This window comes from Pseudactinotalea sp., assembly GCF_048594945.1.
In the GTDB taxonomy this organism is placed as follows: Bacteria; Actinomycetota; Actinomycetes; order Actinomycetales; family Beutenbergiaceae; genus Pseudactinotalea.
Map to the genome: position 1 here is coordinate 1 of NZ_JBMDXJ010000125.1, position 26,912 is coordinate 26,912.

Here is a 26,912-nt window from a genome sequence, read left to right on the forward strand (position 1 = left end):
AGCCGATGAAGCCGGCCACGAACGTGGTCGCGGGCTTGGCGAAAACCTCCCGCGGGCTGCCGACCTGGATCAGCTTCCCTGCGCTCATGACCGCGATCCGGTCGGCCAGCGCCAACGCCTCGGCCTGGTCGTGAGTGACGAACACCGTGGTGACGCCGAGCTCACGTTGCAGCTCCTTGAGGAATGTGCGCGCCTCGAGCCGCAGCCGGGCATCGAGGTTGGACAGCGGCTCGTCGAGCAGCAGCACGTCCGGCCGGGTCGCCACCGCACGGGCCAGCGCCACGCGCTGCTGCTGCCCGCCCGAGAGCTGGCCCGGCCGCCGTTCCATCAGCCCGGTCAGTGACAGCCCGTCGCCGACCTCGGACGCCACCCCGCGTCGCGCCGACCGCCCTTGGCGCCGGATCTTGAGCGGGTAGGCGATGTTGTCGGCCACGTCCATGTGCGGGAACAGCGCGTAGTCCTGGAACACCATCGCCACGTTGCGTTGTCCGGGCTCCAGCCGCGTCACGTCTCGGTCGCCGATCATCAGGCTGCCCTCGGTGATCGCCTCGAGCCCGGCGATCGAGCGCAGCAGCGTGGTCTTGCCGCAGCCCGAGGGGCCCAGCAGCGCGAAGAACTCGCCGTCGGCGATGGTGACGTCGACGCCGTCGACCCCTCGTACCCCGCCCGGGTACTCCTTGACCAGCGCGCGGGTGGTGATGGACGCCATCAGCTCTTGATCCCTCCGTGGAACCGGAATCCGTACCGGCGGTTGACGAGGAAGTACATGATGATGATCGGGACGGAGAAGATCAGCGCGAACGCCGAGAGCAGCCGCAGGTCCACCTGCCCCGACTCGGTGTAGAACGTGTACATCAGCACAGCCGCGGGCTGCTGCTGGGTGCGGCGGATCAGCAGGTACGGCACGAGGAAGTTGCCCCACACCTGCACCAGCGTCCACACCGCCACGAACGCGAGCCCGGGCCGTGCGATCGGCACCACCACGTCGCGCAGGATCTGCCACGGTTTCGCCCCGTACAACCGCGCCGACTCCTCGTACGACTTCGGGATCGAGTCCATGAAGTCCTTGAGGATGAAGATCACGGTGGGCAGCGTGCCGCCGGAGATCACGAGCACCACGGCGAGGTGGGTGTCGATCAGCCCGATCATGTTGACGAGCTGGAACGTGGGCACCATCGCCGCCGTGCCGGTCACGATCGAGGACAGCAGCAGCAGCGCGTAGAGGAGTCCGTCGCGCCCGGGGATGCGGACGCGTGAGAGCGCGTAGGAGGCGAAAGCCCCCAGGATGAGGACGACGGCGCAGGTCCCCAGCCCGATGATCGCCGAGTTCACGAACGATCCGATCGCGTAACGGTTGTCCGCGATCGCAGCGAAGTTGGACAGCGTCCACTCCGGCCACGAGACCGCCAGTGTGGGCACCGAGTCGAACGGCGCGGTCGCCAGCCACAGCAGCGGCAGCCCGAAGAAGACGACCACCAGCGCCAGTCCGATCACTGCCAGCACGCGCGAGACGAAGTGCTGCACGCGTGGCGTGCGCGCCACTTGAGCCGCCGTCCCGCTCACTGGTCTACCCCCGGGATGGACGAGATCGTCACTTCGGCGTGAGATCGTCCCCGCGCAGTGACGATCTCGCACCGCATGCACGATCTCGAGGTGCGCGCGCTCACGAGGATGCCACCTCTGCTGCCGTTGCCTCAGCGGGCTTCGCCTGCCGGGCACGCCCCACGCGCAGGTACCCGAGTGCGATCACCAGGTTGATGAGCAGCATGATCAGCGAGATCGCCGCGCCGACGCCGAGCTGGCCGCCTGGGATCGCCGTGTTGTAGATGTACACCGCGAGGATCTCCGAGGCGCCGTTCGGCCCACCGGCGGTGACCATGTACGGCGTGAACGTGTTGAACGTCCACAGCGTGATGAGCAGCGTGTTGGTGAGGATGTGCCCGCGGATGTTCGGGATCACGACATCGCGCAGCTGCTGCCAGCCGCCGGCGCCGGCCATGCGCGCGCTCTCCAGCTGTGAGGGCGGCACGGCGGCAAGGGCCGAGGAGAACAGCAGCATCGAGAACGCGGTGCCCACCCAGATGTTGAAGATGATGATCGCGGCCATCGGGTGCTCGATCAGCCAGGCGGTGCCCTGGGTGCCGAGAATCTCGTTGAGGGTGCCGCCCCGGCGGTCCAGCAGCGCGATCCACAGGAACGAGGAGACCGAGGCGGGGATCACCCACGCCGCGAGCACCAGCGTCTCGATGACCGACTTCATCCAGCCGGTGAGTCGCCGCAGCGCCCACGCGATCGCGAACCCGAGCAGCGACTGGCCGATGATGCCCGAGAGCAGCACGAACACCAGGGTCAGGCGCAGTGAGCGCCAGAACGCCGCGTCGCCGAGAACCCGCTGGTAGTTGTCCAGCCCCACGAAGCTGGGGTTGACCGCCTGCAGCCCGGTGAGCCGGTAGTCGGTCATGCCCAGGTAGATGGTCCACAGCGCGGGGAACACCAGGAACAGGCCGATCAGTGCGAGCGCGGGTGCGACGAACGCACCGGCACCGAGCAGGCCGAGACCAGCGACGTCGTCGGCCGCTCCACGCCGGAGGCGCCGCCTGCGGTGCGGGGAACCGCCCCCGGCCGCGGAGGCCGAGGTGGCCGTCAACTCAGCCCTCCGATGCCACGTTCTCCTCGCCCACGATGCCGATCAGCGACTGCTCGAACGCAGCCGCCGCGTCATCGGGCGAGGTGCCGTCCACGACCGCGGCCGTGGCCTCCTGCAGCGCCACCGACACCTGTGGGTACGCCGCGAGACCCGGCCGGTAGCTGTTGATCGGGAGGACGTTCTCGCTCACGAAGGTGAGCATCGGGTCGCTGGCGAGGACCTCGGCGTTCACGTCGTCACGCGGGGTGATCGAGACCGTGCCGGCCACGCGCTCGGTGTAGGCCTCCGCCGAGTTCATGAATGCGAGCAGCTCCCAGGCGAGCTCGGCGTTGTCCGAGTTCGGGTTGAGCACGCGGCCCGTGCCGCCGCCCATCGAGACGAAGTCACTGCCCCCCACGCCGCTCCCCGGCGTCTGCGCGGGGATGAGCGCGTAGCCCACGACCTCGTCGCGGTTGGCCATCGGCGCGGTGCCGACGCTCTCGTCGGGGTTGATCACCGAGCGCCAGAAGTAGTCGCCCTCGAGCAGGATGCCGATCTCACCGGCTGCGAACTGCGCGAACGAGTTGTCGCGGCCCGCGGACTCCTGCTGCAGGATCGGGTCTCCGAGGCCCTCGCCGTAGATCGTGGCGTAGAGGCCGAGCGCGTCGCGCAGTCCCTGCGTGTCGCCGTTCCAGGCCCCGTCGGAGTAGACCTCCTGGCCGGTGCCGGCCAGCACGGGAAGCAGGCCCTGCATCGTGGTGGCCTCGCCCATCGCGGTGCCGGCGTTGAGCTGGATCGGCACCACGCCGTCGAGGGCGGACAACGAGCGTGCCGCCTCGAGCACCTCGTCCCAGCTGGTCGGCTGCCAGTCCTCGGGGAGCCCGGCCTGGGCGAACAGCTCCTTGTTGTAGTACAGGACGCGGCCGTCGGCGCCCTGCGGGACGCCGTAGCGCTGGTCCTCGAACGACATCGCCGACTGGACGGCGTCGGACATCTGGTCCCAGCCCTCCCAGCTGTCGACGGCGTCACCGCCGACCTGGTTCAGTGGGGCGATGTAGCCGGCCTCGGCGAACTCGCCGACCCAGATGCCGTCGATGCCGATGACGTCGGCGCCCTCGCCGGACTGCAGGTCGAGCGCGATCTTGGTCTTGTAGTCCTCGTCGTCGACGCCCTCCTCGAGGAACTCGACCGTGACGTCGTTGCCCGCCTCGGCCTGCGCGGCCTCGAACTGCGGGATCACCCAGTCGTGGATCCAGTCGGCCTCGGCGGCGTTCTTGCCGCCAGAGATCGCGTTCGCGGTGATCGTCAAGGTGACGGCGCCGCCATCGCCACCGCCGTCATCGCCCGAGCTGCATGCAGCCAGGAGGCTGACGGCGGCGACGGTTGCGACCGCGGTGGTCAGGACTCGCCTGCGGGTGGCCATGGTTCCTCCTCGAACACGGATCGTCCACGCAGCTGTGCCGGGTCGGGCCGGTCACCATGCGCGGGCGTTTGTCACGACATCCTCACACTAGCCCAGCGCCGGAACGCGCGGGTGGCGCTCAGGTGAACAGGGCTTCATCGCCGCGGGCGAGGATCTCCGCCACGCTCTCGTCGACGGTCTGCTCGGAGGTGTCCAGCCAGAGTCCGATACGAGGTGTGTGCTCGCGCAGGTAGGCGTCGAGGTCCGCGATGGACTCCTCACCATCCCGGTAGGCGACCTTTCCGCGGGCCTGCTGCCGATCGGCGTCGCGCCGTGCCACGACCTCCGGTCGAGGTGCGAGCACCACCACGGACAGCGGCCGCGTCCGGATCGTGGTCGCCACCTGGGTGAGGTGCTGTCCCAGGATGATGTCCTGCAGCACCACCGTGAAGCCTGCGTCCGCGTACCCGTCGGCCACGGTCGCGGCAAGCTGGTAGCGCAGCTCGAGTTGCCGCACCGCCTCCGGAGAGGGCACCGCGGCCCCCATCTCTTCGCGGCCGTTGACGACCATCCGCCTGAACGTGTCGCCGCGGACGTGCACCGAGCGGTCCAGCCGCTCGGCCAGCGCCTGCGCGATGGTCGACTTCCCCACTGCCTGGATCCCGGTCACCAGAATGATGCTCACGACGTGCCTCCGAACTGTCGTCGCGACGCTATCGGTGCCTCGATGATGTGAGCCAGAGGATTCACGCCCACTCCCAGCTGTCGAGCACGCTCACGAACTCCGGTTGCACGGTGCTGCGGTCCGCCGTGGTGGTCTTGAGGCTGATCTCGAACGCGGTGCCGCCGATCTCCACGCAGTACAGCTCGTAGTAGTCACCGTCGTCGCCGGTCAGGGAGTTCCCGATCGCCGGCAAGCCGCCGACGTCCCGGTCGGGAAGCGACTCGATGGTTCCCGGCACCCAGATCTGCAGGGCCTCGACGTCCACGAGGCAGTAGTCCATGCTCTGCCCGAGGTCCCACACGGTGATGTCGCTGCCGGCGCCGTTCTCGATCGTGCCGTCGTCCGACTCGCCGGAGTCCTCGGCGAGATCCCAGCCGGCCGGGACGGCGTAGGAGTAGCCCGGGCCCTGCATACGGCCGTCGGCATCGATCTCGCCGCCGGCAGCGGTCCCCTGCTGCTGGTCGTCGTCGGTCGGGTCGCTTGTGGGGTCGGTCGTGGGATCCGTGGTCGGGTCGGTCGTCGGATCCATGGTCGGATCCGTGGTCGGGTCGGGCGTGCTGGTGGCGGTGGTCTCCGGGTCATCGGTGGTTGGATCCGCGCTCTGCCCCCACCCCGGCCAGACGAACCACCCGACCAGCGCGAGCCCCGCCACCACCACGATCATGGCGATCGAGCCCGCGATCACCCCGGCCCGCGAACGGCGAGGGCCCGACGGCGGTGGGTAACCCGGTCCTTGACCGGGCCCTGGGTAGTTCCCGCCGGGTGCTGTCGGTTGGCCGAACGCCGCGGGGTCCCCATAGGGGTCGTAGCCGCCGCTGCCCGGTACCGGCGCCGAACCGTACGCAGGACCGCCCCCGCCATACGGGGTTGCCGGGCCGGGCGGTGGGTTCGTCGTCATGCCGAGGTCCTCGGTCGGGTGCAGGTCGCCCTCGAACCTAATGGCGCACGGGCCGCGCCACGCGCCAGCGCCGGGGTCAGGGGTACCCGTGCCCAGGTGCCGGCGCGTCAGCGGACCTGCTGCACCTCGAACTGCATCCGCGGGTGGGCGTAGAACTCCTGCGACTCGACGAGCTGGAGCTCGCGCTCACCGGAGTCGAGCGTGGTCTCGAGCAGGTCGAACACACTCGAGGTGGTTGCCGCCAGCGCTTGGGCCGCGGAACCAGTGGTGCGGTAGTGCGCCGTGAACAGGGCGCTGGTGACGTCGCCCGACCCGTTGGCCTTGAACGGCAGGTACGGGGTCTGCACGAGCCAGGCTCCGCCGTCGTCGACCGCCAGCATCTCGATCGTGCCCTCGGGGCGGTCCGGTCGCTCGACGCTGGTGACCAGCACCGTCCGCGGACCCATCTCGCGTGCTGCGTCCACGGATGCGAGCGTGCTCTCCAGGCTGTCCGGTTCGGTGCGGGTGAGGAACCCGAGCTCGAACTGGTTCGGCGTGATGATGTCGGCGTGCGGGATGACGCGCTCGCGGATCAGCGGCGGGATGGTGTCGGCCACGAAGCAGCCGGACTTGGCGTTCCCCATCACGGGGTCGCACGTGTAGGTCGCCTCGGGGTTGGCGGCCTTCACACGCTGAACGGCGTCGACCACCACGTCCACGATGCCCTCGCCGCCGAGGTACCCGGAGAGCACGGCGTCGACCTGCCCGAGCGCGCCTCGTTCTTCGATGCCGGTGACGATGCCGCGGACGTCGTCCGGCGCCAGCATGGGGCCACGCCACGCGCCGTAGCCGGTGTGGTTGGAGAAGACCACCGTGAACACGGGCCAGACCTCGTGGCCGAGCCGCTGCAGCGGGAACACTGCCGCGGAGTTGCCCACGTGGCCGTACGCGACCGATGACTGGATCGAGAGGATCTTCACCCGTACATCCTGCCTGGTCGCCGCGCCCGATCCGCCTCGGCGCGGGATCAGCGGCGCTGGCCCGACCGAGCGGCCGCTCTCGTGGGCCGTCCCGCTACCGTGTCGCTCACCGGGTCGAGGCATCGAGGGGGCACACAGGCATGGGTGAGGTGGGTCGGCCGGACTCGCGGCTGATCGTCGTGCGCGGCAACTCGGGGAGCGGCAAGTCGGTCCTTGCGCAGGCGATTCGCGAGGCGCGACCGCGCGGCGTGGCCATCGTCGCTCACGACGTGCTTCGGCGCCAGATCCTGCATGTGCGTGATCATCCGGGCGCGCTCAGCGTGCCGTTCCTGGATCTCACGGCGCGGTTCGCGCTCGAGAACGGGCTGCACGTCGTCGTCGAGGGAATCCTGCACTCCGAGAGCTACGGTGCCATGCTGGCCGAGCTCAGGCACGACCATCGCGGCGTCACGCGGTGCTACCGCTACGACCTCACCTTGCCCGAGACCTTGCGTCGACACCGCACCAAACCCCTGGCGGCGGAGGTGAGCGAGGAGATGGTCGCCTCGTGGTACCGGCCCAGCGACCCGATCGCGGAGCTGGACGAGGCCGTCTTCGACGCCGGGGTCTCGACCGAGGCGGCGCTTCGCACCGTCCTCGACGACGTCGGATGGGGCGCCTGAGCAGGTTGGCTCCAGCCGCTCTCAGCGAGCTGATTCTGGCGGCGGCGTGCTGATCTGGTCCTCGATCAGCGCGGGCCTGCCGATGTAGCTCATCAGCAGGGCGAGGGGCGCCACGAGCACCAGCAGCACGATCAACGGCACCTGCCAGCCGCCGGTCACGTTGTGCAGCCAACCGAACCCGAACGGTCCGAGTCCCGCGAGCAGGTACCCACCCGCCTGGACGAACGAGGACAGCGAGGCGGTGCCCTCCGCCGTCCGGGCTCGCAGCCCGAGCAGCGTGAGGGCGAGCGGGAACACGCAACCACCGGTGCCGAGCAGCAGCGCGGCCGGGATCGCGAACAGGTAGGGGTCGATCAGCAGCACCACGAAGCCCACCGGGTAGCAGGCGAGCAGCGCGAACCCCACCGCCCGTTGGTCGTCACGGCGCGCGGCCAGCCCGGGGATCACGAAGGACAGCGGGATCGATACCCCGGCCAGCAGCGCCACCAGGGCAGAGGCCGCCGCCGGGGAGTAGCCCGCGTCCCGCCACAGCTGCGGATACCAGCCGAACGCGATGTAGGCCTGCATCGACTGCAGTCCGAAGAACAAGGCCATCGCGAGGCCGAGGCGCGTCCGCGCGACCTGCGAGACCGAGATCGCGCGCGGCCCGGTCGCCACGGTCCGGCCCCGGTCCTGACCCGCGAGGCGGAGCCAGGGGATCGCGGCGATCAGACCGAGCACCGCCCACACGCCCAGTCCCCACCGCCACGAGGAGAGCGCTTCGGCGACCGGGACGGTGAGCAGCAGCGCCCCGGTGAGGCCGATCGCCATCGCGGTGGTGTAGATCGCGGTGACGCGTCCCAGCCGCTTCGGGAAGTGCAACTTGATCAGCGAGGGCAGCAGCACGTTCGCCGCAGCCATGCCCGCCAGCGCGAGCGCCGAGAACAGCAGGAACGGGAGCGGCACCGGCACCAGCACACGCCCCAGCAGTCCGACCGTGACCGCGACGACCGCCAGCAGTGTGGTCCTGTGCAGGCCCAGGAGCCGAGCCAGGCGGGGCGTCAGCGCCCCGAAGCCCGAGAACGCCAGCACGGGCAGCGACGTCAGCACGCCCGCGGCGGCCGAGGACAGGCCCACGGCGCCGCGGATCTCCGCCAGCAGCGGCCCCACGGACACCGCAGCCGGGCGGAGGTTGAACGCGAGCAGCACGACCCCGAGCAGGATCAGCCCGACGGCGGCGGGTTGCCGCCCGGGTGTCTCAGGTCGGGGTGAGGTCACCTGGCAGGCATACCACGCCGTCGAGCGCCGTGCAGGGCCGCGTCACTGGCTGAGCCCGAGGGCCGGAACGGTGAGCGTGGTCCCACCGGAAGCCGCCCGGTCGGACCGGAGTCACCGGTCCGGCGTGGAGGTGGGACCTGGTTCACCGGTGGCGGACGCGGCGGGCGTGGAGGTGGGACCCGGTTCACCGGTCGCGGACGCGGCCGGACCGCTGACACGAACCGCCTGGTCCGCGAATCGGACCACCTGGCCCGAGCGGATCTGGGCGCCGCGGCGGGTCTCGACCTCGCCGTCGACGGTCACCTCGCCGCCAGCGATGACGATGCGAGCCATGCCGCCGTCGTCGACGAGGCCGGCCAGCTTGAGCAGCTGGCCGAGGCGGATCGAGGAGTCGCGGATCGCGACCTCGGACTCGTTCGACATCCCGTCAAGGGTAGACCTTGCAGCGACGCTCCTCAGTGCTGCCAGCAGCGGTCTGAGCGTCGCAGCGGCTACCGCGTCGTGTGGGCGCCGCCGTTGACGTGCAGTGTCTGTCCGGTGATGTGCCGCGCACGATCCGACGCGAGGAAGTGGACCAGCGCTGCGACGTCCGCGACCTGCCCGACTCGCTTGACGTGGGTGCGTTCGATGAGTGCGGCGCGGCGCTCCGCGGTCATCCCACCGCCGAAGAGGTCCGTGCCGTCGATGAACCCGGGCGCGACGACGTTGGCCGTGATGTCACGCGCGCCCAGGGAAGCCGAGAGGCCCGCGTTCCAGGCTGCGAGGGCGGCCTTGGCGGTCGAGTACGGGTTCGCGGCGTACTCCGCACCGATCGAACCGATGCTGATGACGGAACCCCCGCCGCGCAGGACGTCGTCGAGAGCGGTCACGGTGAGCACCGCGCTCAGGAGGTTCGCGCGGAGGCCGGCGGTCCAGTGATCGGCATGTGTGGCGAGCGGGGCGGCTGCGGCCGGCGGTGCGCCGGTGAAGCCGCCGGCGTTGTTGACGATCACGTCCACGCCGTCGTGGAAGTGCGCGGCGAGCGCCTCGACGGCATCGGTATCGGTGCCGTCGGCGAGGACGGTGCGGGCACCGAGTCGCGCGCCCGCTGCGGTCAGCCGATCCCCGTCCCTGCCGGTGATCGTGACGTCGGCGCCGTCGCCGATGAATGCGTCGGCGATCGCGTAGCCGATGCCACGGCTGCCGCCGGTGACCAGGATCTTCCTCATCATGTGCCTTCCCGTACTGATACGTTTAGGGCTAAACATACGCGAACGTTCAGACCTAAACAAGGAGGGTGAGCATGCGCGGTGAGGCTGACGAGATCGCGGCCGCGTGGCGCCGCGAGCGGCCCGGGACGTCGGTGCGGTCGATTCCTGTGGTGACCGCCCTCAAGCGTGCCGGTCGGCTGCTGAGCCGCGAGCGGGAGCGCGTCCTTCGCGAGGCGGGCGTCGATGCCGCGACGCTCGACCTGCTCAGCACACTCCGCCGCGCGGGCCCGCCGTACACGCTCTCGACGCGTGAGCTCGCCGCCCAGAGCCTCGTCAGCGCCGGCGCCATCTCCCAACGCGTCACCCGCGCAGAGCGCGACCAGCTGGTCCGCAGGCATCCCCCCGGCGAGGGCCGAGTCGTCCTCATCGAGCTCACCGGGGCCGGGCACGGGCTCGTCGAGCGCACCGTCGACCGGGTGCTCGCAACCGACGACGCGGTGCTCGAGCGCCTGTCCGACGATGACCTCGAGACGCTCCAGCAGCTGCTGGGGAAGTTGGTGGGACCGCAGAGCAGCGACGAGGAATGAGCCCGGCGGCTCACGCTTCCTCGGCGTGCACGCCGTTGAGCGTCTGCCCTTCGCCGTCGAAGGTGTAGGCGCCTTCCTCGATGCGCTCGATCAGGCCTCGGGTCCACTCTGCGCCGGCGTCCGCAGAGTGCACCCAGAAGTGCATGATCTCGCCGATGTGGCCCAGCTGCGCTGGCCCGTCCTCGGGGGTGTAGTAGTCGGTGACGCTCGTGCGCCACGCCTCGAGCCACTCGACCCGACGCTTCAGCAGAGCCAGCGCCTCGTCGCGTGGCAGGTGGACGATGAATCCGATGCCCGCCGAGAGGGTGTCCATCTTCTGGTCGTGGGAGACGAGGGTGTCGCGAAGGAGGGAGAGGAACTCGTCGCTGCCCCGCTCTGTGATCTCGTACTCGGTGCGCGGCGGACCGCCTGCCGCAGATGGGGCGAGCTCGTGGGCCAGGAGCAGGCCTTGCTTCGCCATCTGCTTGAGGGCGTGGTAGATCGAGCCGGGCTTCGTGCTCGACCATTCGTGCGCGCCCCAACTCTCCAGGTCGTTGCGCACCTGGTAGCCGTGCGCGCGGCCGCGTTGGCGGACAGCGCCCAGGACGAGGAGGCGGATGGCGGACATGTCGACGAGCGTTCCCTTTCTATTCAACTTTGACTAGTGTACTGGCGTGGCCGAGAAGACGATCCCCCTGCTCCCATGCCGAACCATCCAACCCGTCACCGACTTCTATGCGGCGCTCGGTTTCGAGGTGACCTTCCTGCAGAAGAGCCCCAATCCGTTCGCGGTCGTCGAGCGCGGCGACATCGTTCTGCAGTTCTTCGGTATGCGGATGTACGAGCCCAGCGAGTCCTACAGCACGTGTTACGTCCTCACCGATGACGTGGATGGCCTGTACGAGGCGTTCCGGACCGGGCTCAAGTCCGCCTACGGGAAGGTTCAGAGCCGCGGCATACCGCGGCTCGGGCCGCTCAAGGACATGTCATACGGGGTACGGCAGTTCCTGATGACCGACCCCGGAGGCAACTGCATCCGGGTCGGCCAGCCCATCAGCGAGGACCTGCGTCACCGGCCCGCGCCCCAGGAGACCTTTGCGCGGGCGCTGCACAACGCTGCGCTCTTCGCCGATTCCAAGGAGGACCTGGCCGGCGCGGCGAAGATCATCGATCGGGTGCTCGGGCTCGAGGACGAGCAGCCGACGCCCGCACAGCTTGTACGCCTCCTCGTCATGCGCGGCGATGTCGCGGGGCGGCTCGGGGACGAGATGACGGTGGCTTCTGCCCTGGCGAGGGCCGCCGCCGTGCGGCTCACCGATGAGGAACGAGAGTCGGTCCGCGACGACCTGGCACGACTGAACGACCTGGCGGGCCAGTCTTCGCCGACCCACGCGTAGCGTGAGCTGCCCATCGCGACCGCCGCGAAGCGCTCAGGCGTTGCGCTTAGGGTGTCGGGCGTGGCTGATCTTGACATCCGACCTGCGACAGCCGGCGATCTGCAGGCGATCGTGGCGATGCTGGCGGACGACCCGCTGGGCGCGACGCGGGAGTCGCCCGATGACCTGACGCCCTACCAGGCCGCGTTCGAGCGACTGGCGAACGACCCGAACCAGCACCTGGTCGTGGCGGTGCGGGAGGCGCGCGTGGTCGGCACCCTGCAGCTCACGATCGTTCCGGGGCTGTCGCGGCGCGGTGCGACCCGGTCGATCATCGAGGCCGTCCGCATCCACGCCGACGAGCGTGGCAGCGGTCTCGGAACACAGGTGATCCAGTGGGCGATCGACGAGTCGCGCCGGAACGGCTGCAGCTTCGTGCAACTCACCTCGGATGCCACACGGGCCGACGCGCACCGCTTCTACGAACGGCTCGGCTTCACGCCGAGTCACGTGGGTTTCAAGCTCGCTCTCTGAGCTCGGAGACGCGCCCGACGGCGGTGCTCAGGTCAGGTGGTCGAAGTCGCCACGGACCCACGCGGCATGACGTGCGGCGGAGCGCTGCACCACGGCACGCGCATCGACCGGGATCACGCCCTCGAAGTTGTTGTAGAGCCGATCGAAGTCGAACCGCCCCACATGCGCGGCGATCCGCTCCACCACCGCACCCGAGAGCGGGATCCGGTTCGGGTAGGAGCGCATGAAGGCCACGGAGGTGCGGTCGGGGTTGGAGTGGATCGTGTCGCCGGCCAGCAGCACCCCCGCACCGCCCGCGCCGGCTGCCCAGTGCGCCACCGCACTGCCCGGGAAGTGCCCGCCCGGCTGGGTGAGGGTGACGCCCGGCAGGATCTCGACCTCCTCGGACCACGCCTGGATCGCCGGGTCGTGCCGCGCGACCCATTCCAGGTCCGCCTCCGCCACCAGGATCGGCACGCCACCGAGCGCACGGCTCCACTCCACCTGCACACCGAACATGTGCGGGTGCGAGGCCGCGATGTACGCGACGTCACCGAGCTCGCGAAGGCGAGCCACGCCGTCGTCATCGATGAAACCGAGCGGGTCCCACAGAAGGGCACCCGCGGACGTGCGCACGAGCTTGCTCTGCTGCCCGATCCCGACTGGTTGCTGCGCGGTCACACCGACCAGATCGGGCTCGAGCTCGGTCATCTCGATCGTGGTGCCCTTGGCGGCCAGCTCGTCCAACGACGTCCAGATCTGCCCCTGAGCCGGCACCCACTGGCGCTCATCGGCGCAGATCGCGCACACCTCCACCCGTTCCTCGTGCTCGACGGCGCAGGTCGCGCAGATCCAGAAGCTCATCCGGTCAGTCTGCTGGCTCGGTCCGACAAAGTCGATGCCCGACGGTGCTCCCGAGTCGTGGCGGAAGCGGCCTCGATGGACGGTTCTGCTACGCCGCGCAGCGCATGGCGGAGCGAAGTCCGCCTCGAGGGACACTTCTGCAACGCATGGGACGTCGGCGCGGTCACATGGTCGGCTGCATGTCGGCGGACGGTTCGGTGGTGTCGGTGGACTGGTACTGGCGCAGATCGCGATGGGTCACGCCGATGAGGATCGTGGCGACCACGGCGCTCGCGCCCCCGATGGCGAGCGCCGCGGGTGCGCCGAGTGCCGCCGCGAGCACGCCACCTCGCATGTTGCCCACCTCGGGGCCAGCCACGCCGATGACGTGGTCCACGGCGCTGACCCGGCCGCGGAAGGCGTCGGGCGTGACGAGCTGGACGAGGCTGCCGCGGGTGACCACGCCCACGGTGTCGGCGGCGCCTGCCACCGCGAGCGCTGCCAGCGCGAGGGCGGCGTGCGGGGCGAACGCGAAGCCGACGAGGGCCGCTCCCCAGGTCGCCGCGCACACCAGCTGCACCAGACCGGGGCTGGGCAGTCGGGTCACGAAGCCGGAGGCGAGCCCGGCGGCGATCCCACCGGCACCGATCGCGGAGAGGAACAGGCCGAGAGTGCGCGGGTCGCCGTCGAACCGGAGGTCGTTGATCATCGGGAAGATCGCGATCGGCATCGACAGCGTCATCGTGGCCAGGTCGGTGAGCAGGGCGCCGCGTAGCACCGGCATCCGCAGCGGGAAGCCCCAGCCGCCACGCTCGACCTTCGTTCCCGGCGTACGGTCGGGGGGCAGGGATGGCAACCGGAATGCTGCCACGAGGGCGAGCGGCATCATCAGCGCCTGGGCGGCGTAGCCGGCGGGCAGCGTGACGGCGATCAGCAGCCCGCCGATCGCCGGGCCGACCAGCATCGAGATCTGGAACGCCATGTTCTGCAAGGCGAGGCCCGCGGCCACCTGGTCGCGGGGGAGGAGCCGGACGGGGAGCGTGCGCCGTGCTGGGGAGCCGAGGGCGTTGGCGGCCGATCCGGCCGCGATGATCGCCAGCACCGGAAGGGGACCTGAGTTGCCGAGCGCCGCCTGCAGCGTCAGCGCCGCGGCTGCGGCAGCCTGTCCGAGCGTGCTGATGAGGACGATCGTGCGGCGGTCGTAGCGGTCGGCAAGGCTGCCGCCCACGGCGCCGAGCAGCAGCAGCGGGATGCCCTGCGCGAGCCCGATCGCACCGGTCCAGATCGGGCTGCGGGTGTGGTCCCAGATCTGGGCGAGCGCGGCCACCGCGGCGATCTGGGCGGCGAGCCCGGTGAGGAGTGAGGCCGCCCAGATCTCGCGGAAGTTGCGCGAGGCGCGCAGCGGGCGGACGTCGGTGAGGTGTCGTCGCAGGGTCACGGGTCGAGTTGTTCGTCCAGCCGCTGACCCATCGGGCGGGCCTCGAGCGCCTGCGCGAGGCGCGTGCTGAGGGCGGTGACCGCGCCGTCGAGCTCGTCGTCGAGCGCGGCCACGACCGCTTCGGTGGCCCGCCACTCTGCCTCCAGCAGCGGGACGAGGTCAGCGCCTTGCTCCGTGAGGCTGACGACCTGGGTCCGGCCGTCGGTGCCGGGCGTGCTGGTGGCGAAGCCGGCGCGCTTCATCGCCTGCACGGTCTGGCTGGTGGCGGAATGCGTCGCTTCCAGCGAGGCGGCGAGTGCCGCAATGGTCAGCGGCCCCTCGTGGGCGAGCCGGATCATCGGTCGCACGAACCGCGAGCGCACGCCCTCCACGCCCCGGCGCACGTACAGGTCCTCGATGTCACTGTCCATCTGCTTGAGGAGGCTGAACAGGGTGTCCCAGCGGCCGGGGTCGCGAGTGGGATCAGAAGTCACAGCACTGTTATAACAGCACTGTGACACCCTGGCAAGCTCGACCGCGCGCCATGATCAGCCTGCGCCGTTCGCGGGCCGATGTCAGCGCGTGGTGGCAGAGTGCGAGTCATGGCGGAGCAGAGGTACAGCGGTGACCTGCGCGGTGCGCGCTTCACGAGCGCGAACCTGCATGAGGCGCGGTTCAGCGGGTCGGATCTGAGCGGCGTGATCATGCGCGGCGTCGACATCGCCGGCGCCGACATCGATGCCCCGTGGCTCCTCGAGGGTGGTGGCGGAGGGACGCTGCTGGTCAATGGCGTCGACGTGGCGCCGTTCGTCGAGGCGGAGCTCAACCGGCGTTTCCCCGGTCGCGCGGAGCGGTACGCGAGCGACCCCGCCGGGCTGGCGGCCGCATGGGCGGCGCTCCAGCAAGGGTGGGAGGCCGCGCTCGTACGGGCAGCGGCGATGACGGAGGGCACCGTCGATGTCTCGGTCGACGGCGAATGGTCGTTCGCGCAGACCTTGCGCCATCTGGTGATGGCCACGGACACCTGGCTGCGCCAGGCGATCCTTCAGGTCGACGACGCCCATCACCCGATCGGCCAGCCCGACGCCTCCTACGGCAGCGACAGCAACGACACCGCGACCTTCAGCGCCGAGGCCCCTACCTATGCCGCCGTGCTCGAGGTCCGCGCCGAACGGGTCGCGATGGTGCGGGACTACATCGCCGCGCTCACACCGGAGCTCCTCGACGAGCCGCGCGCGAACCCGCATGCGCCCGAGCATGCCGAGACCGTGCGCTCGTGTCTCCAGGTGATTCTCGAAGAGGAGTGGGAGCACCTGCGGTTCGCGCTGCGCGACCTGGACGCCATCGAGCGGGGATCCGAGGGCGGGCAGCAGTAGCACCGCGGACCGTAGCCTTCGTCCATGGCCGACCCCATGCACTTCGAGCAGCATGCCGCCAGCTACGACGAGGCGCGGCCGCCCTATCCGCCGGAGCTGTGGCAGCGGATCGCTGAGCTGGGTGGGCTGCGCCCGGGTCTGCGCGCTGTGGATCTCGGCGCCGGGTCCGGTCAGGCCACCCGCGTGCTGCTGGCGGCCGGGCTCGACGTGACCGCCGTCGAGCCCGGGGAGCAGTTGGCAGTGCAGATCCGCACCCGGTACCCGGCAGCCCAGGTTCTCGAATCCACGGCAGAGGCGGCTGAACTGGGGCAGGCGGTCTTCGACGTGGCGGTCGTGGCGACGGCGATCCACTGGATGGACCTCGACGTGCTGCTCCCGCGCCTGCACCGTGCCCTCGCGCCAGGCGGGCTGCTGCTGGTCTTCCGGAACGTCTACGGCGATGAGACCGCTGAGGTGACGTCGTTCCGGGCCAGGGTCGCCGAGATCGTCGCGCGCCGGCACGCGCCTTCTCGCCGTGGGCTCGAAGTCGGAGCGAGTACCGAGGATGCGCTGACGCGTGGTGGCTTGTTCGAGACGATCAGCCACGACGACTTCTCCTGGGAGATCGACCTCGACGAGCACCAGATCCGGCTGCTGTTCGGCACGTTCTCCGACTGGAGCGCAGCAGAGGTGGAGGAGGCGGCACTCGCGGTGCGCGACCTCGGCGGCAGCGTCACCGAGCACTACCGGTCATGGCTGATCGCACTTCGACGCACGTGATCACCAGGCGGCTGTCGATTCCGCTTCGGCTCGCGCGTCACATCGGTGAGCATGAGGCGATCACCGGATCGCCCAGACAGCAAGGAGCGCGCCATGCCGGAGTACCTGCTCTACTTCAATCAGCAGTGGGTCGGTGAGCACACTGAAGAATGGTTCCGCGGGCGGGTAAAGCCGTCGGTGGCCGTGACCGAGGAGATGAAGGCGGCGGGCGTCTACATCTACGCAGGCGGGCTCGTCGAGGAGAGCGACCCCACCTTCACGGTCTCGCACGCGGTCCCCGTGGGCGACGACGTCAACGCCACCCTCGTCGATGGCCCCTACGCCGAGACCACCGAGGTGCTCGGCGGATTCGCCGTGGTCAAGGTCCCCGACGAGGCGACCGCTCAGTACTGGGCGGCCAAGATCGCCGTCGGCTGCGGCTGGACCCATGAGATCCGCGAGATCAAGTCGATGCCGGACTGACCGGCGAGCTACGCCACCACGCTGAAGTTCACCATCATCATCATGTCCTCGTGCTCGAGGTTGTGGCAGTGCAGCACGTACCGGCCGGTGTAGCCCTCGATCGGCACCAGCACCTCCGCCCCGCTCCCGGGGAGGAGGTCGATCGTGTCCTTCCACGCGAGGCCGTCGCCACCGGGGGCCGCCACCTGGAAGCCGAGCAGGTGCGCGTGCACGGGATGGTGCACATCGCTGCTGAGCCGCCACCGCTCGAGCGTGCCGAGCCGGGAGGTGAACACATCGCCGTCGTGGAACGTCAACCCGTTCACCGTCCAGTCCGCACGGCCGTGATGACCCGACCCTGTCGCTCCCAACGAGAAGTGAAGGTCCCGCGTCACGTCGACCGCTGCCCGGTCGAGCTCCTCGATCGTCGACAGCACCTCGGGCACACGGGTGTCGTCCGACGCCGCGGCGCGCACCACGTGAAACTGCATCACCTGGCCGGGACCGCCGTGCTCGAGCGTGTTCGTCATCGTCACCCGGGTGCCCACCGGCACGCCCGAGAAGTCGATCACCACGTCGGCGCGTTCGGCGCCGGCCATCGCGATCGACGTCCGCGCCACCGGCCGCTCGAGCAGCCCGAGGTCGGTGCCGACCTGCGTGAAGGCCACACCGTGGTCGAGCGAGAGCTGAAACCGGCGCGCGTTCGAGGCGTTGAGGATCCGGAACCTGTACCGTGCCGCGTCGACCTCCAGCACGGGCCACGGTGCGCCGTTGACCAGCACGCAGTCGCCGAGCACGCCACCGTGGTACCTCATCGTCACGCCGGGACGCGCACGGGACGGATCGGCGAGCGGGTACATGAAGGCACCGTCGTCGTCGAACGAACGATCGGCGATCACCAACGGCAGGTCCCGATCGCCGGTCGGGAGCCCCAGCGCGTCCTCGTCGTCCGAGCCGACGATCGCCATCCCGGCCAGCCCCGCGTACACGTTCGGCCCTGTGAAGTCCATCGCGTGGTCGTGGTACCAGAGCGGCGCCGCACGTTGCTCGAGCGGGTACACGTAGGTCCGCTCGGCACCGGGCACCAGCAGGTCGGTCGGGTAGCCGTCGTGCTCGGCAGGCGTCTTCCCTCCGTGAAGGTGCAGCACGGTGTCGATCTCGGAGTCGTTCTGCAGCCTCACCTGCAGCTCCTCGCCCGATCGGGCTCGGATCGTCGGCCCCGGGAACGCGCCCTCGTACCCCAGGATCTCCGTGGTCCGGCCCGGGAGGATCTCGACGGCGGAGCGGCGCGCCGCGATCTCGATCGTTCCGTCGCGCGGCTCCAGGTTGGGCGGGATCGGCAACGGCACTCGGAACGGGTCGGGCAGGGGGATCCGGCTGGCCAGCAGCGCACCGTGGGAGCCGGTGCCGCTGCCTGCCGAGAACCAGTTGGAGCCGCATCCGGCGAGCACCGCTGTCGCGACTGCCGCACCGCCCCAGCCGAGGAACGACCGACGGGACACGCTCATCGCAGCCCCGCTCCGCCGTCGTGCATCTGCGGCCCGCGCGCTCGGTACGAGCGCTTCGCACGACCGGGCCGCCAGGCCCATGCCGCCACGACCACACCGGCCGCAACCAAGGTGACGCCCAGCGCGAGGTGCACCGCGAGGAACCGTGCGTGCCCCATGCCCAGCTGGATCGGGAGCAGCATCGCGCACGCGAGCGAGACCAGCACCGGCCAGCCCGGAAGCCGACCCGGGCGCCACGCGAGCAAGGCCGCGACGACGACCAGCCACGCGAGCAGCATCAGCGCGATGCCGACGCCACCATGTGTCGCCAGCGAGGGGAAGTCGCCGTCGAGGAACCGCCCGGCGAGCACCGGCTGCGCGATCAGCAGGCTCCCCTGGACAGCGGCGGTCACCCGCAGGATCCAGAGTGTCCCGGTCGTGCCTCCCGGAACCGCGGACCGTGGTGGTCGCGGGTCGAGGCTGGGCGGGTACGTCGTCACACGATCGACGCTAGGGAGGGCAGCTCGGACGCGCATCGGTCCGTGGTCGGCACCCGCGTACCGCTCCTGGGTGACGTCGGGGGCGAGCGTTGTCGCCTCCGGGTGACTGTGCCGGGGGAGGGATTTCCCTACGCTCGAGCGATGACCAGAGTCCGGCCCGTCGTCGATGGCGTGATCGCCGGCGTCGTGCTGGCGGTGCTGCTCCTTGCGACGCTCGGGCGCGAGCCCACGGGCGACGACCGCCCGCTCGACGCGCTCGGATACGGCCTGATCGCAGTGATCGCTGTGGCCACGTTCTTCCGGCGGCGATGGCCGAGAACCGTGATGGTCGCGTGCACGGCCACCATCTTCGGCTACTACATGCTGGGGTTCCCGTCGGTCGGCCTCGAGCTGCCACTGGCTGCGCCGGTGTACACGGTGGCGGCGACCGGGCGATGGAAGCTCGCCACCGTGTGGGCGTTCGGGGTCTCGGCGTTCGCCTACGTCTCGCGCGTGTTGCTCGGCCAGGACCCGTTGCTGCTCATGGGGCTGCAGGTACCGACCACGCTCGCCGTGTTCTGTGGAGCCATCGCGCTGGGCGATGCCGTGCGTACCCGCCGGGAGCTTCGCGCTGAGCAGGAGCGCACGCTCGCCGCGGTGCGCCGGGAGGCTGAGCAGAGCACCGCGCAGCGGCTCGCCGCTGAGCGGGTGCACCTCGCACGTGACCTGCACGACGTGCTCGGCCACACGGTCTCGGTGGTGTCGCTGCATGCGTCGGTCGCCGAGGAGGCGTTGCTGGCAGGGGAGCCGGAGCCCGCGCTGGCAGCCACCCGGGCGATCCACGAGGCCAGCGGTGCGGCGATGCGGGACCTGCGCGGCACGGTGCAGGTGCTGCGCGGTGACACGCCGGAGTCGTTGGACCCTGTCGGGGGCGTCGAGTCGATCGAGGGCCTGGTCGACCGCGCCCGCAAGGCCGGCATCGACGTCACCTACACCCTCGAGGTGGAGCTTTCGGCCGTGCCGGCCACGGCCGGGATGACGGCGTACCGCGTGGTCCAGGAGGCGCTCACCAACGTGCTCCGGCACGCGGATGCCCACCACGCGTGGGTGCGCGTCACCTCCGAACCGGGCGCGCTGCTGGTCCGGGTCGATGACGATGGCAGCGGACCTCGCGGCGGGAGCGGAACCGGGCTGCGCGGCATGGCCGAACGTGTCGAGCTGGTGGGCGGTTCGGTGCGGAGCGGCGCGCGTGACCAGGCCCCCGGCTTCCGCGTGTGGGCAAGGATCCCGACATGATCCGCCTGCTCATCGCCGATGACCAGGAGCTGATTCGCGCCGGCCTGCGCGCCCTGCTCGCCCGCACCGAGGACATCGAGGTGGTGGGTGATGCAGCCGATGGGTTGGCCGCCGTCGAGCAGGTGCGTGCGCTGCTGCCCGATGTCGTGCTGATGGATATCCGGATGCCCGGCATCGACGGCATCGAGGCGACCCGCCGCATCGTGGCCGAGCCCGCGCTGACCGCGGTCCGTGTGCTCGTGCTCACCACGTTCGACACCGATGATCACGTGTTCGACGCGCTGCGCGCCGGCGCTGCCGGATTCCTCCTGAAGGACGCGCGCCCCGACGAGCTTCGGGCCGCCGTCCGGACGATCGCCGACGGCGGTGCACTGCTGGCTCCCGCTGTCACACGCCGGGTGGTCACGGCTGCGGTGGCGGGTGGGGCGACGCCCGATCCGGACGACCATCCGACCGCCGCATCTCTGACCGACCGCGAGCGCGACGTGCTCACGCTGATCGGTCAAGGGCTCGACAACGCGGCGATCGCCGAGCTGCTCGTCATCAGCCCTGCGACCGCCCGCACCTACGTGTCGAGGCTGCTCGCGAAGACCCACTCGCGGGATCGCGCCCAGCTGGTCGTGCTGGCCTACGAGTCTGGGCTCGTGCGCCCGGGCGGGTGAGCCGCTTCGCGGCGGTGGAGCTCGATCGGACCGGCCGCGTGGCTCGCCAGCTCATCCCACGATCGGAACTCGTTCCCATAGCCCCGATCAGCATCCCGTAGCGCGTGTCCGAACGCCGCCATCCGCTCTCGTTGCCTCGATCCGGGCGCACGGGCTCCGTCGCCCGCTGGTTCGAGGCGGGGGTCACGAGCCAGTGCGCCGACGTCGACCGGAGTGGACGTGTCAACGACGATCGACGGGCACAGGCCCAGCGGCTCGGCCGCTGCCGCCCACATCTCCCAATCACGGCCGAGCCGGTCGGCGTCACGATGCACCTCGTGCCGCCGCCGCGACCGATAGCGATCCCGCACCACGTCGACCGGCGCTGTGCACCAGAGCTCGACCGTGTGCGCTGCCGCGACCTTCTCGATGCCTGCTTCGGCGAACCGACGATCACGCGGCGCGAAGAGCCAGGTGTCGATGATGACGGTGCCGGGCACAGCGGCAGCGATCGTCCAGGCCATCTCCATCGCGGCACCGCCCAAGGCTCCGCTCTCGGCTGGTCCCAACTGCAGCGCGTCGGCGACCGACTCCTTGATCGCGTCCTTCGAGATCACGGCGGCGTCGAGCACACTGCCGAGGTCGCGGGCGAGCGTGGTCTTGCCCACGCCCGGCAAGCCGTTGACCAGAATCAGCCGCTCCGTCATGCACTGGAGTCTTCCAGGCGGTGGATCTGCCCAGCGGTGTGGATTTGGTCGCACCAGGTACGACCAATCCACACCGTAAGCCGCTACTACAGGCCCACCATCGCCATCCCGGCGTCGTTGTAGCGGTTGCCGGCCACGGGGATGCGCTCGGTGAGGGTGTCGAGATCGGCAACCTCGTCCGCCGAGAGCCCGACAGCGGTGGCGGCCGCGTTCTCCTCGACCCGCTCGATGCGCCGCGTGCCGGGAATCGGCACGATCCACGGCTGTTGCGCGAGCAGCCACGCGAGAGCGATCTGCCCGGGCGTGACGCCCTTGGCCTCAGCCAACTCACGCACGTGCCCCACCACTGCCTGGTTGGCGGCGAGGTTGTCGGCCTCGAACCGAGGTACGCGGTTGCGGATGTCGCCTTCGCTGAAGGTCGTCGACGTGTCCACGGTTCCAGTGAGGAATCCCTTGCCGAGCGGGCTGAACGGGACGAACCCGATGCCGAGCTCGGCGAGTGTGGGCAGCACCGCCGGCTCGGGGTCTCGCGTCCACAGCGAGTACTCGGACTGCACCGCGGTGACCGGGTGCACGGCGTGCGCGCGCCGGATCGTGCCGGCGCCTGCCTCAGAGAGGCCGAAGTGCCGCACCTTGCCGGCCTGTACCAGCTCGGAGACCGCACCGGCCACGTCCTCGATCGGCACGTTCGGGTCGACCCGGTGCTGGTAGAAGAGGTCGAGGCGATCGGTGCGCAGCCGCTGCAGTGACGCATCCGCCACCCGGCGGATCTGCTCGGGCCGGGAGTCCGTACCCTGCATGGTCCCGTCCACGATGTTCCAGCCGAACTTGGTGGCGATCACCACCTGGTCGCGGATCGGCTCGAGCGCCTCGCCGACCAGCTCCTCGTTGACGTACGGCCCGTACACCTCGGCGGTGTCGATGAACGTGACACCGCGTTCGACGGCGCCGCGCAGCACCCCGATCATGTCCTCCCTGCTGCCGGGGTTGGGTCCGTAGGACTGCGACATCCCCATCGCGCCGAGGCCGATGGCCGATACCTGAAGGTCTTGTCCGAGTGTGCGTGTGTGCATGGTGATCCTCCTAGTTGAAGGGTGGTCAGCGAGGGTCGAGGCGCAGCGTGGTCCCTGTCACGCTCGCATTGGTGATGGATTGCAGGGCGGAACCGTTGCCGTACGTGGCGCGGTACGCCTGGTCGATCGCGGCGTCGTGGGCATCGGCGGTGTCGACGATAGGGACGCCGGGCGCGGCGAGGGAGGCCCTGCTGGTACCCGCTACGCCAGACCCTCCCGCCGAGATCGTCACATCGGCGCGAGATCGCTGCCGCGCGCTGACGATCTGGTGCCGAACCAACGATCTCGCGGGTGCGGGGTCATCCCAGTACCTCCCACGGAACGCACCGGAGTCGTAGCGTGATCGTCATGGACCTGAAGGCTGCCACCCGCGATTTCCTCGCCAGCAGGCGCGCCCGCATCACCCCTGAGCGCGCCGGCCTCCCGGTGTACGGCGGGACCAACCGCCGCGTGCCCGGGCTGCGCCGCGAGGAGGTGGCGCTGCTCGCGGGCGTGAGCGTCGACTACTACACGCGGCTCGAGCGAGGGAACCTGCACGGTGCGTCCGAGAGCGTCCTGGAGGCGCTCGCGGAGGCGCTGCAGCTCGACGAGGCGGAGCGGGTCCACCTGTTCGACCTCGCCCGCGCCGCGAACGCCTCCGGCCCGGCACGCTCTCGCTCCCGCCGTGCCCCGGCACCCACCCTGCGCCCGGCGGTGCAGCGGATCCTGGACGCCCTCGATGCGCCCGCCTTCGTACGCAACGGACGTCTCGACATCCTCGGCGCCAACCTGATGGGCCGCGCCCTGTACTCACCGATCTTCGACTCCACCGAGCGGCCTGCGGGCGCGCCGGTCAACACCGCCCGGTTCCACTTCCTCGACCCGGCAGCCCCGGACTACTGGGGCGAGCGGTGGGAGAAGGTGGCGCACGACGCCGTCGCGATCCTGCGCACCGAGGCCGGCCGCAACCCCTACGACCAGGCCCTCACCCACCTGGTCGGCGAGCTGTCCACCCGCAGCGAGGACTTCCGGCGGATGTGGGCCTCGCACGACGTGCGGCTGCACCGCTCCGGCACGAAGATCTTCCACCACCCGGCCGTGGGCAAGCTCGAGCTCGACTACGAGGCCCTGATGCTGCCCGCGGACACCGGCCTGCAGATGAACGTCTACACCGCCGCCCCGAGCACGCCCTCTGCCGACGCCCTGAAGCTCCTCGCGTCCTGGGCCGCGACCACCCTCACGAGCGAGGTCGCTGCGAAGCGGCCGACGATCCGCCGGTGAGCACGGTCTGGCTCGAGTACGTCACCGACGAGGAGTACCGCGGCACTCGACCGGAGTAAAGCCGTGCGTCGGCGGTGGCGCTCTGGGAACATCGCGACCAGCACAGCTCCGGATCCGCGTGGGTCAGGAGGATCCCCCAGCGACCGGGAGCAGAGTGAGCGACGACCGCGAGTGGCTTCTGCCAGGTATCAGCGTAGCGGTCGGTGCAGCGGTGGTCGATGCCACGTGGGAGTCGCGGAGCCTGCACGGCGGCACCCTCGGTGAGGTGCAGCTGCTCACCGGCGCGGCGCGCCTGAAGGCCGGCGGAGCCGTGCCCTTCCGGGTGGTGCACAAGGTCCAGCGGCGGTGGGAACGGCCCGGCGACCCCGGTTCCTGGCGGCGCGAGCACGACCTGGTCACGGCCGGTCTGGGCGATCTCTTCGCGTCCGACCTACGGTGGCCCACCTGCTACGACGCCCGGATCGATGAGTCGGTCGGCGAGATCCATCTGGTCATGGAGTACGTGGAGGGCACCTCCGGTCGGCAGCTGAGCACGGACGCCCTGGTCCGCGCCGCCGGAGGCCTCGGCCGCCTGCAGGGACGCCTGGCCGCCATGCCGCCGGACCAGCTGCCGACGATGGCGAACCTCAGCCCGCCCGATCTCGCCGAGCACATCTACCGGCGTTATCGCGCCTGGCCTCGCGTGCACGAGGCCGTCCGCTCGCCCGACTCCGAGATCCCCGCGCACCTGCGCCGCATGGTCACCGTCTTCGACGCCAGCGCCGACGCCGCGCTCGCGCGGATCTCCCAGCTCCCGCTGGTGCTGTGCCACCGCGACTTCTGGGTCGCCAATCTCATCGACGCCGACGGCGGGATCGTCCTTCTCGACTGGGACACCACGGGTTGGGGTTACCTGGGTGAGGACCTGGCCAGCCTGCTGGCCGACGAGGCCGACGTCCCGCGCATGCTCGAGCTCTACCACCGCTGCGTGCCGGCCTACTACGCGGGGTTCGCCGAGTTCGTGGACGTCTCGGTCGTCGTGGACGACTGCGTCGTCGAGCTGATCCTCTTGCTCTTCGGCTACCGCCTCGTGGAGTGGTATCTGGACGCTGCGTCAGCGGAGGAGCGCGCCGAGCATGTCGCAGCGTTGGAGCAGATCTTCCTCATGCAGTCTGCGGCAACCGGCACTGGTCGGTGAGGATCGCTGCGCTACCGCGCGTCGTACGCCGCTCGCGCAATCTCGATGTCCGGGTGGTTCGCGATGGCCCAGCTCGCGAGCGCGACCGACGGCTCGATCAGCGTGCGGCCGATCGACGTGAGCTCGTACTCCACGCGTGGCGGTACCTCGGCGAACGCGGTCCGGGTCAGCAGGCCGTCGCGCTCGAGCTGACGCAGCGTGAGTGTGAGCATCCGCTGCGAGACGCCCGGGATGTGCCGCTGCAGCTCGGTGAATCGCAGCGCGCCGCCTGAGAGCGTACCGATCACGAGCAGCGACCACTTGTCGCCGACTCGGTCGAGCACGTCGCGGATCGCCTTGCCATCCGTGGCAGCGCGCTGGCACATGCCTTCGTACTGGCTCCTCGGCGTCTGCATCTCGCTCCTCCTGGGCACATGGATGTGCCTTTTGCAGCGGTCCCCGCGATCACTCATGATGGGGCTACTTACCTATCGTAACTATTGCACGACGGCGTCGCTCGCCTCGTGCAAGGATCTGAACTGGAGCATCTCGTGACTGTTGCGTTCTGGGTCGTCACCGTTCTCCTTGCGCTCGCATTCCTCGGCGCCGGGTCGATGAAGGCGTTCCGTAGCAAGAAGGACCTGGCGGCGGCCGGCATGGCCTGGACCGACGACTTCTCCGACGGTGCCGTGAAGGGCATCGGAGCCGTGGAGATCCTCGGCGCACTCGGGCTGGTCCTGCCTGCGGCGACCGGTGTCGCTCCTGTGCTCAGCCCGGTGGCTGCCATCGGTCTCGCGGTGACGATGGTCGGCGCGATCGTGGTGCACGTGCGCCGCAAGGAGAGCGCGGCACCGGCGATCGGGCTGCTGGTGCTCAGCGTCGCCGCCGCGGTCCTCGGATTCCTGCACCTCGGCTGAGCAGACGGGGATTCCAGGTGCGGTCCCGGGGCTCGTGATGCTCTGATGGCAGGCATGGCCATCGATCTCTCTCAACCCGGCGTCGACGACCTCCCCGCTGCGGTGACCGCGCTCGCTGCGTGGCAGGTCGAGGGCGGACCGGTCCAGCTGCACCCCGGCGACCTGGGCTGGGGCTGGCAGATCGGCGCCACCGACGTGGCTCAACGCGTGCGCACCTGGAGCCGTAGCGGGCAGCTACGCGCCATCGGGCTGCTGGACGGTCCGGGCGTGGTCCGCCTCGGTATCGCCCCCGACGCCGGCGACGACGAGCAGCTCGCGGACCGAGTCGTCGCCGACATCAGTGACCCGCAACGAGGCGTGCTCGCCACGTCGAAGGGCGCGGTCGAGGCCCGCTTCGGCACCGCGATCCGGGCGCGCCTGTTCGACCAGGGCTGGGTGGCCGACGACCCCTGGGCGACGCTGCACCGCCCGCTGACCGAGCCGGTCGAGGACCCAGGGGTTCGTGTCGAGGTGATCGGTGCAGACCGCGCCGCCGACTGCACCTCCGTGCACCGCTCGGCGTTCGGCAGCGAGCGGTTCACGGACGAGCGCTGGCACGCGATGGCGTCCGGCCCCGCCTTCACGGAAGCTCGCTGCCTGGTCGTGTACGACACCCACGGCGCGCCCGTGGCCACCGCCACCGTCTGGTCGGCGGGAGCCGGGCGGCCCGGGCTGCTCGAGCCGGTCGGGGTGCACGCCGACCACCGAGGCCGCCGATATGGCGTGGCGATCAGCCTCGCCGCCGCGGCAGCCCTGCGGCAGATGGGTGCCTCGAGCGCGACGGTCGCGACCGAGGCCTCCCGCGTGGCCGCCGTGCGCACCTATCTCGCCGCCGGGTACAAGGTTCA

The 26,912-nt window shown here is 70.3% G+C and carries 32 protein-coding genes; 13 read left to right on the plus strand and 19 right to left on the minus strand.

The features are described from left to right. The 7 genes from ACOJSN_RS05820 to pdxY form a co-directional block, all read right to left on the minus strand. On the minus strand, positions 1-709 hold a 709-nt coding region (locus ACOJSN_RS05820; RefSeq protein ID WP_420111564.1), incomplete at its 3' end, for an ABC transporter ATP-binding protein. After that, entirely contained in the window at positions 709-1,542 is an 834-nt protein-coding gene (locus tag ACOJSN_RS05825; protein ID WP_420111565.1) for a carbohydrate ABC transporter permease, read from the minus strand. The genes ACOJSN_RS05820 and ACOJSN_RS05825, both read right to left, overlap by 1 nt. Positions 1,543-1,663: 121 nt before the next feature. After that, positions 1,664-2,647 (minus strand): carbohydrate ABC transporter permease, encoded by a 984-nt coding sequence (locus ACOJSN_RS05830; RefSeq protein WP_420111566.1) that lies wholly within the window; start codon positions 2,645-2,647, stop codon positions 1,664-1,666. A 1-nt stretch (position 2,648) separates the two neighbouring features. Continuing rightward, positions 2,649-4,049: an extracellular solute-binding protein gene (locus ACOJSN_RS05835; protein ID WP_420111567.1), complete on the minus strand. Its 1,401-nt coding sequence runs from the start codon at positions 4,047-4,049 to the stop codon at positions 2,649-2,651. Positions 4,050-4,167: 118 nt separating this feature from the next. After that, a complete protein-coding gene (locus tag ACOJSN_RS05840) occupies positions 4,168-4,713 on the minus strand; it encodes an AAA family ATPase (RefSeq protein ID WP_420111568.1) in 546 nt (181 codons plus the stop codon). 61 nt (positions 4,714-4,774) lie between these two features. Beyond that, a complete protein-coding gene (locus ACOJSN_RS05845) occupies positions 4,775-5,650 on the minus strand; it encodes a hypothetical protein (RefSeq protein WP_420111569.1) in 876 nt (291 codons plus the stop codon). Between the two features lie 107 nt (positions 5,651-5,757). After that, the gene (gene pdxY / locus ACOJSN_RS05850; protein ID WP_420111570.1) at positions 5,758-6,609 is read right to left on the minus strand and encodes a pyridoxal kinase PdxY; all 852 of its coding nucleotides are present in this window, start codon (positions 6,607-6,609) and stop codon (positions 5,758-5,760) included. A gap of 140 nt (positions 6,610-6,749) precedes the next feature. On the opposite strand from pdxY, the gene ACOJSN_RS05855 reads away from it, so the two are divergent. Continuing rightward, the gene (locus ACOJSN_RS05855) at positions 6,750-7,271 is read left to right on the plus strand and encodes a kinase (RefSeq protein WP_420111571.1); all 522 of its coding nucleotides are present in this window, start codon (positions 6,750-6,752) and stop codon (positions 7,269-7,271) included. Between the two features lie 21 nt (positions 7,272-7,292). On the opposite strand, the gene ACOJSN_RS05860 is transcribed toward ACOJSN_RS05855, so the two are convergent. From ACOJSN_RS05860 to ACOJSN_RS05870, 3 genes are all read right to left on the minus strand, one after another. Then, positions 7,293-8,528 (minus strand): MFS transporter, encoded by a 1,236-nt coding sequence (locus ACOJSN_RS05860; RefSeq protein ID WP_420111572.1) that lies wholly within the window; start codon positions 8,526-8,528, stop codon positions 7,293-7,295. A gap of 111 nt (positions 8,529-8,639) precedes the next feature. Continuing rightward, positions 8,640-8,951 (minus strand): RNA-binding S4 domain-containing protein, encoded by a 312-nt coding sequence (locus ACOJSN_RS05865; protein ID WP_420111573.1) that lies wholly within the window; start codon positions 8,949-8,951, stop codon positions 8,640-8,642. A gap of 68 nt (positions 8,952-9,019) precedes the next feature. After that, positions 9,020-9,736, minus strand: coding sequence for an SDR family NAD(P)-dependent oxidoreductase (locus ACOJSN_RS05870; RefSeq protein ID WP_420111574.1), 717 nt, complete (start codon positions 9,734-9,736; stop codon positions 9,020-9,022). A gap of 74 nt (positions 9,737-9,810) precedes the next feature. Between ACOJSN_RS05870 and ACOJSN_RS05875 the strand changes: the two genes are divergently transcribed. Beyond that, positions 9,811-10,305, plus strand: coding sequence for a MarR family winged helix-turn-helix transcriptional regulator (locus ACOJSN_RS05875; protein ID WP_420111575.1), 495 nt, complete (start codon positions 9,811-9,813; stop codon positions 10,303-10,305). Between the two features lie 10 nt (positions 10,306-10,315). On the opposite strand, the gene ACOJSN_RS05880 is transcribed toward ACOJSN_RS05875, so the two are convergent. Continuing rightward, complete coding sequence (locus ACOJSN_RS05880; protein WP_420111576.1) at positions 10,316-10,912, minus strand: PadR family transcriptional regulator; 597 nt, start codon at positions 10,910-10,912, stop codon at positions 10,316-10,318. Between the two features lie 46 nt (positions 10,913-10,958). On the opposite strand from ACOJSN_RS05880, the gene ACOJSN_RS05885 reads away from it, so the two are divergent. Next, positions 10,959-11,681, plus strand: a complete 723-nt coding sequence (locus ACOJSN_RS05885; protein ID WP_420111577.1) for a bleomycin resistance protein — start codon at positions 10,959-10,961, stop codon at positions 11,679-11,681. Between the two features lie 60 nt (positions 11,682-11,741). Then, positions 11,742-12,194 (plus strand): GNAT family N-acetyltransferase, encoded by a 453-nt coding sequence (locus ACOJSN_RS05890; protein WP_420111578.1) that lies wholly within the window; start codon positions 11,742-11,744, stop codon positions 12,192-12,194. 27 nt (positions 12,195-12,221) lie between these two features. Here ACOJSN_RS05890 and ACOJSN_RS05895 read toward each other — a convergent pair whose 3' ends face one another. From ACOJSN_RS05895 to ACOJSN_RS05905, 3 genes are all read right to left on the minus strand, one after another. Beyond that, positions 12,222-13,037 carry a hydrolase gene (locus ACOJSN_RS05895; RefSeq protein ID WP_420111579.1) on the minus strand — a complete coding sequence of 272 codons (816 nt, stop codon included), beginning with the start codon at positions 13,035-13,037 and terminating at the stop codon, positions 12,222-12,224. Positions 13,038-13,200: 163 nt separating this feature from the next. Continuing rightward, positions 13,201-14,454, minus strand: coding sequence for an MFS transporter (locus tag ACOJSN_RS05900; protein ID WP_420111580.1), 1,254 nt, complete (start codon positions 14,452-14,454; stop codon positions 13,201-13,203). After that, positions 14,451-14,927 carry a MarR family winged helix-turn-helix transcriptional regulator gene (locus ACOJSN_RS05905; RefSeq protein ID WP_420111581.1) on the minus strand — a complete coding sequence of 159 codons (477 nt, stop codon included), beginning with the start codon at positions 14,925-14,927 and terminating at the stop codon, positions 14,451-14,453. The genes ACOJSN_RS05900 and ACOJSN_RS05905 overlap by 4 nt, the downstream gene beginning before the upstream one ends. Positions 14,928-15,035: 108 nt before the next feature. On the opposite strand from ACOJSN_RS05905, the gene ACOJSN_RS05910 reads away from it, so the two are divergent. From ACOJSN_RS05910 to ACOJSN_RS05920, 3 genes are all read left to right on the plus strand, one after another. Continuing rightward, positions 15,036-15,809, plus strand: coding sequence for a DinB family protein (locus ACOJSN_RS05910; protein ID WP_420111582.1), 774 nt, complete (start codon positions 15,036-15,038; stop codon positions 15,807-15,809). A 24-nt stretch (positions 15,810-15,833) separates the two neighbouring features. Beyond that, the gene (locus ACOJSN_RS05915; protein ID WP_420111583.1) at positions 15,834-16,568 is read left to right on the plus strand and encodes a class I SAM-dependent methyltransferase; all 735 of its coding nucleotides are present in this window, start codon (positions 15,834-15,836) and stop codon (positions 16,566-16,568) included. A gap of 93 nt (positions 16,569-16,661) precedes the next feature. Beyond that, positions 16,662-17,030, plus strand: a complete 369-nt coding sequence (locus tag ACOJSN_RS05920; protein WP_420111584.1) for a YciI family protein — start codon at positions 16,662-16,664, stop codon at positions 17,028-17,030. Positions 17,031-17,038: 8 nt separating this feature from the next. On the opposite strand, the gene ACOJSN_RS05925 is transcribed toward ACOJSN_RS05920, so the two are convergent. Next, positions 17,039-18,517: a multicopper oxidase domain-containing protein gene (locus ACOJSN_RS05925; RefSeq protein WP_420111585.1), complete on the minus strand. Its 1,479-nt coding sequence runs from the start codon at positions 18,515-18,517 to the stop codon at positions 17,039-17,041. Further along, a complete protein-coding gene (locus ACOJSN_RS05930) occupies positions 18,514-18,996 on the minus strand; it encodes a hypothetical protein (RefSeq protein ID WP_420111586.1) in 483 nt (160 codons plus the stop codon). Before ACOJSN_RS05930 ends, ACOJSN_RS05925 begins: the two co-directional genes overlap by 4 nt. Before the next feature lie 141 nt (positions 18,997-19,137). Here ACOJSN_RS05930 and ACOJSN_RS05935 point away from each other — a divergent pair, with 141 nt between their 5' ends. Together ACOJSN_RS05935 and ACOJSN_RS05940 are read left to right on the plus strand one after the other, a co-directional pair. After that, positions 19,138-20,271: a sensor histidine kinase gene (locus tag ACOJSN_RS05935; protein ID WP_420111587.1), complete on the plus strand. Its 1,134-nt coding sequence runs from the start codon at positions 19,138-19,140 to the stop codon at positions 20,269-20,271. Continuing rightward, a complete protein-coding gene (locus ACOJSN_RS05940) occupies positions 20,268-20,933 on the plus strand; it encodes a response regulator (protein ID WP_420111588.1) in 666 nt (221 codons plus the stop codon). The genes ACOJSN_RS05935 and ACOJSN_RS05940 overlap by 4 nt, the downstream gene beginning before the upstream one ends. Here the strand turns inward: ACOJSN_RS05940 and ACOJSN_RS05945 are convergent. Further along, the gene (locus ACOJSN_RS05945; protein WP_420111589.1) at positions 20,900-21,619 is read right to left on the minus strand and encodes an AAA family ATPase; all 720 of its coding nucleotides are present in this window, start codon (positions 21,617-21,619) and stop codon (positions 20,900-20,902) included. The genes ACOJSN_RS05940 and ACOJSN_RS05945 overlap by 34 nt on opposite strands. An 86-nt stretch (positions 21,620-21,705) precedes the next feature. Further along, complete coding sequence (locus tag ACOJSN_RS05950; RefSeq protein WP_420111590.1) at positions 21,706-22,692, minus strand: aldo/keto reductase; 987 nt, start codon at positions 22,690-22,692, stop codon at positions 21,706-21,708. Between the two features lie 348 nt (positions 22,693-23,040). On the opposite strand from ACOJSN_RS05950, the gene ACOJSN_RS05955 reads away from it, so the two are divergent. Together ACOJSN_RS05955 and ACOJSN_RS05960 are read left to right on the plus strand one after the other, a co-directional pair. Further along, on the plus strand, positions 23,041-23,952 hold the full coding sequence (locus ACOJSN_RS05955; RefSeq protein ID WP_420111591.1) for a helix-turn-helix transcriptional regulator: 912 nt from the start codon (positions 23,041-23,043) through the stop codon (positions 23,950-23,952). Positions 23,953-24,106: 154 nt separating this feature from the next. Continuing rightward, positions 24,107-25,129: an aminoglycoside phosphotransferase family protein gene (locus ACOJSN_RS05960; protein WP_420111592.1), complete on the plus strand. Its 1,023-nt coding sequence runs from the start codon at positions 24,107-24,109 to the stop codon at positions 25,127-25,129. An 11-nt stretch (positions 25,130-25,140) separates the two neighbouring features. Here the strand turns inward: ACOJSN_RS05960 and ACOJSN_RS05965 are convergent, their stop codons facing one another. Further along, positions 25,141-25,524: a winged helix-turn-helix transcriptional regulator gene (locus ACOJSN_RS05965; protein WP_420111593.1), complete on the minus strand. Its 384-nt coding sequence runs from the start codon at positions 25,522-25,524 to the stop codon at positions 25,141-25,143. Positions 25,525-25,659: 135 nt separating this feature from the next. Here ACOJSN_RS05965 and ACOJSN_RS05970 point away from each other — a divergent pair, with 135 nt between their 5' ends. Continuing rightward, complete coding sequence (locus tag ACOJSN_RS05970; protein WP_420111594.1) at positions 25,660-26,025, plus strand: DoxX family protein; 366 nt, start codon at positions 25,660-25,662, stop codon at positions 26,023-26,025. A gap of 54 nt (positions 26,026-26,079) precedes the next feature. Continuing rightward, the coding region (locus ACOJSN_RS05975; protein WP_420111595.1) for a GNAT family N-acetyltransferase at positions 26,080-26,912 on the plus strand (833 nt) is incomplete at its 3' end.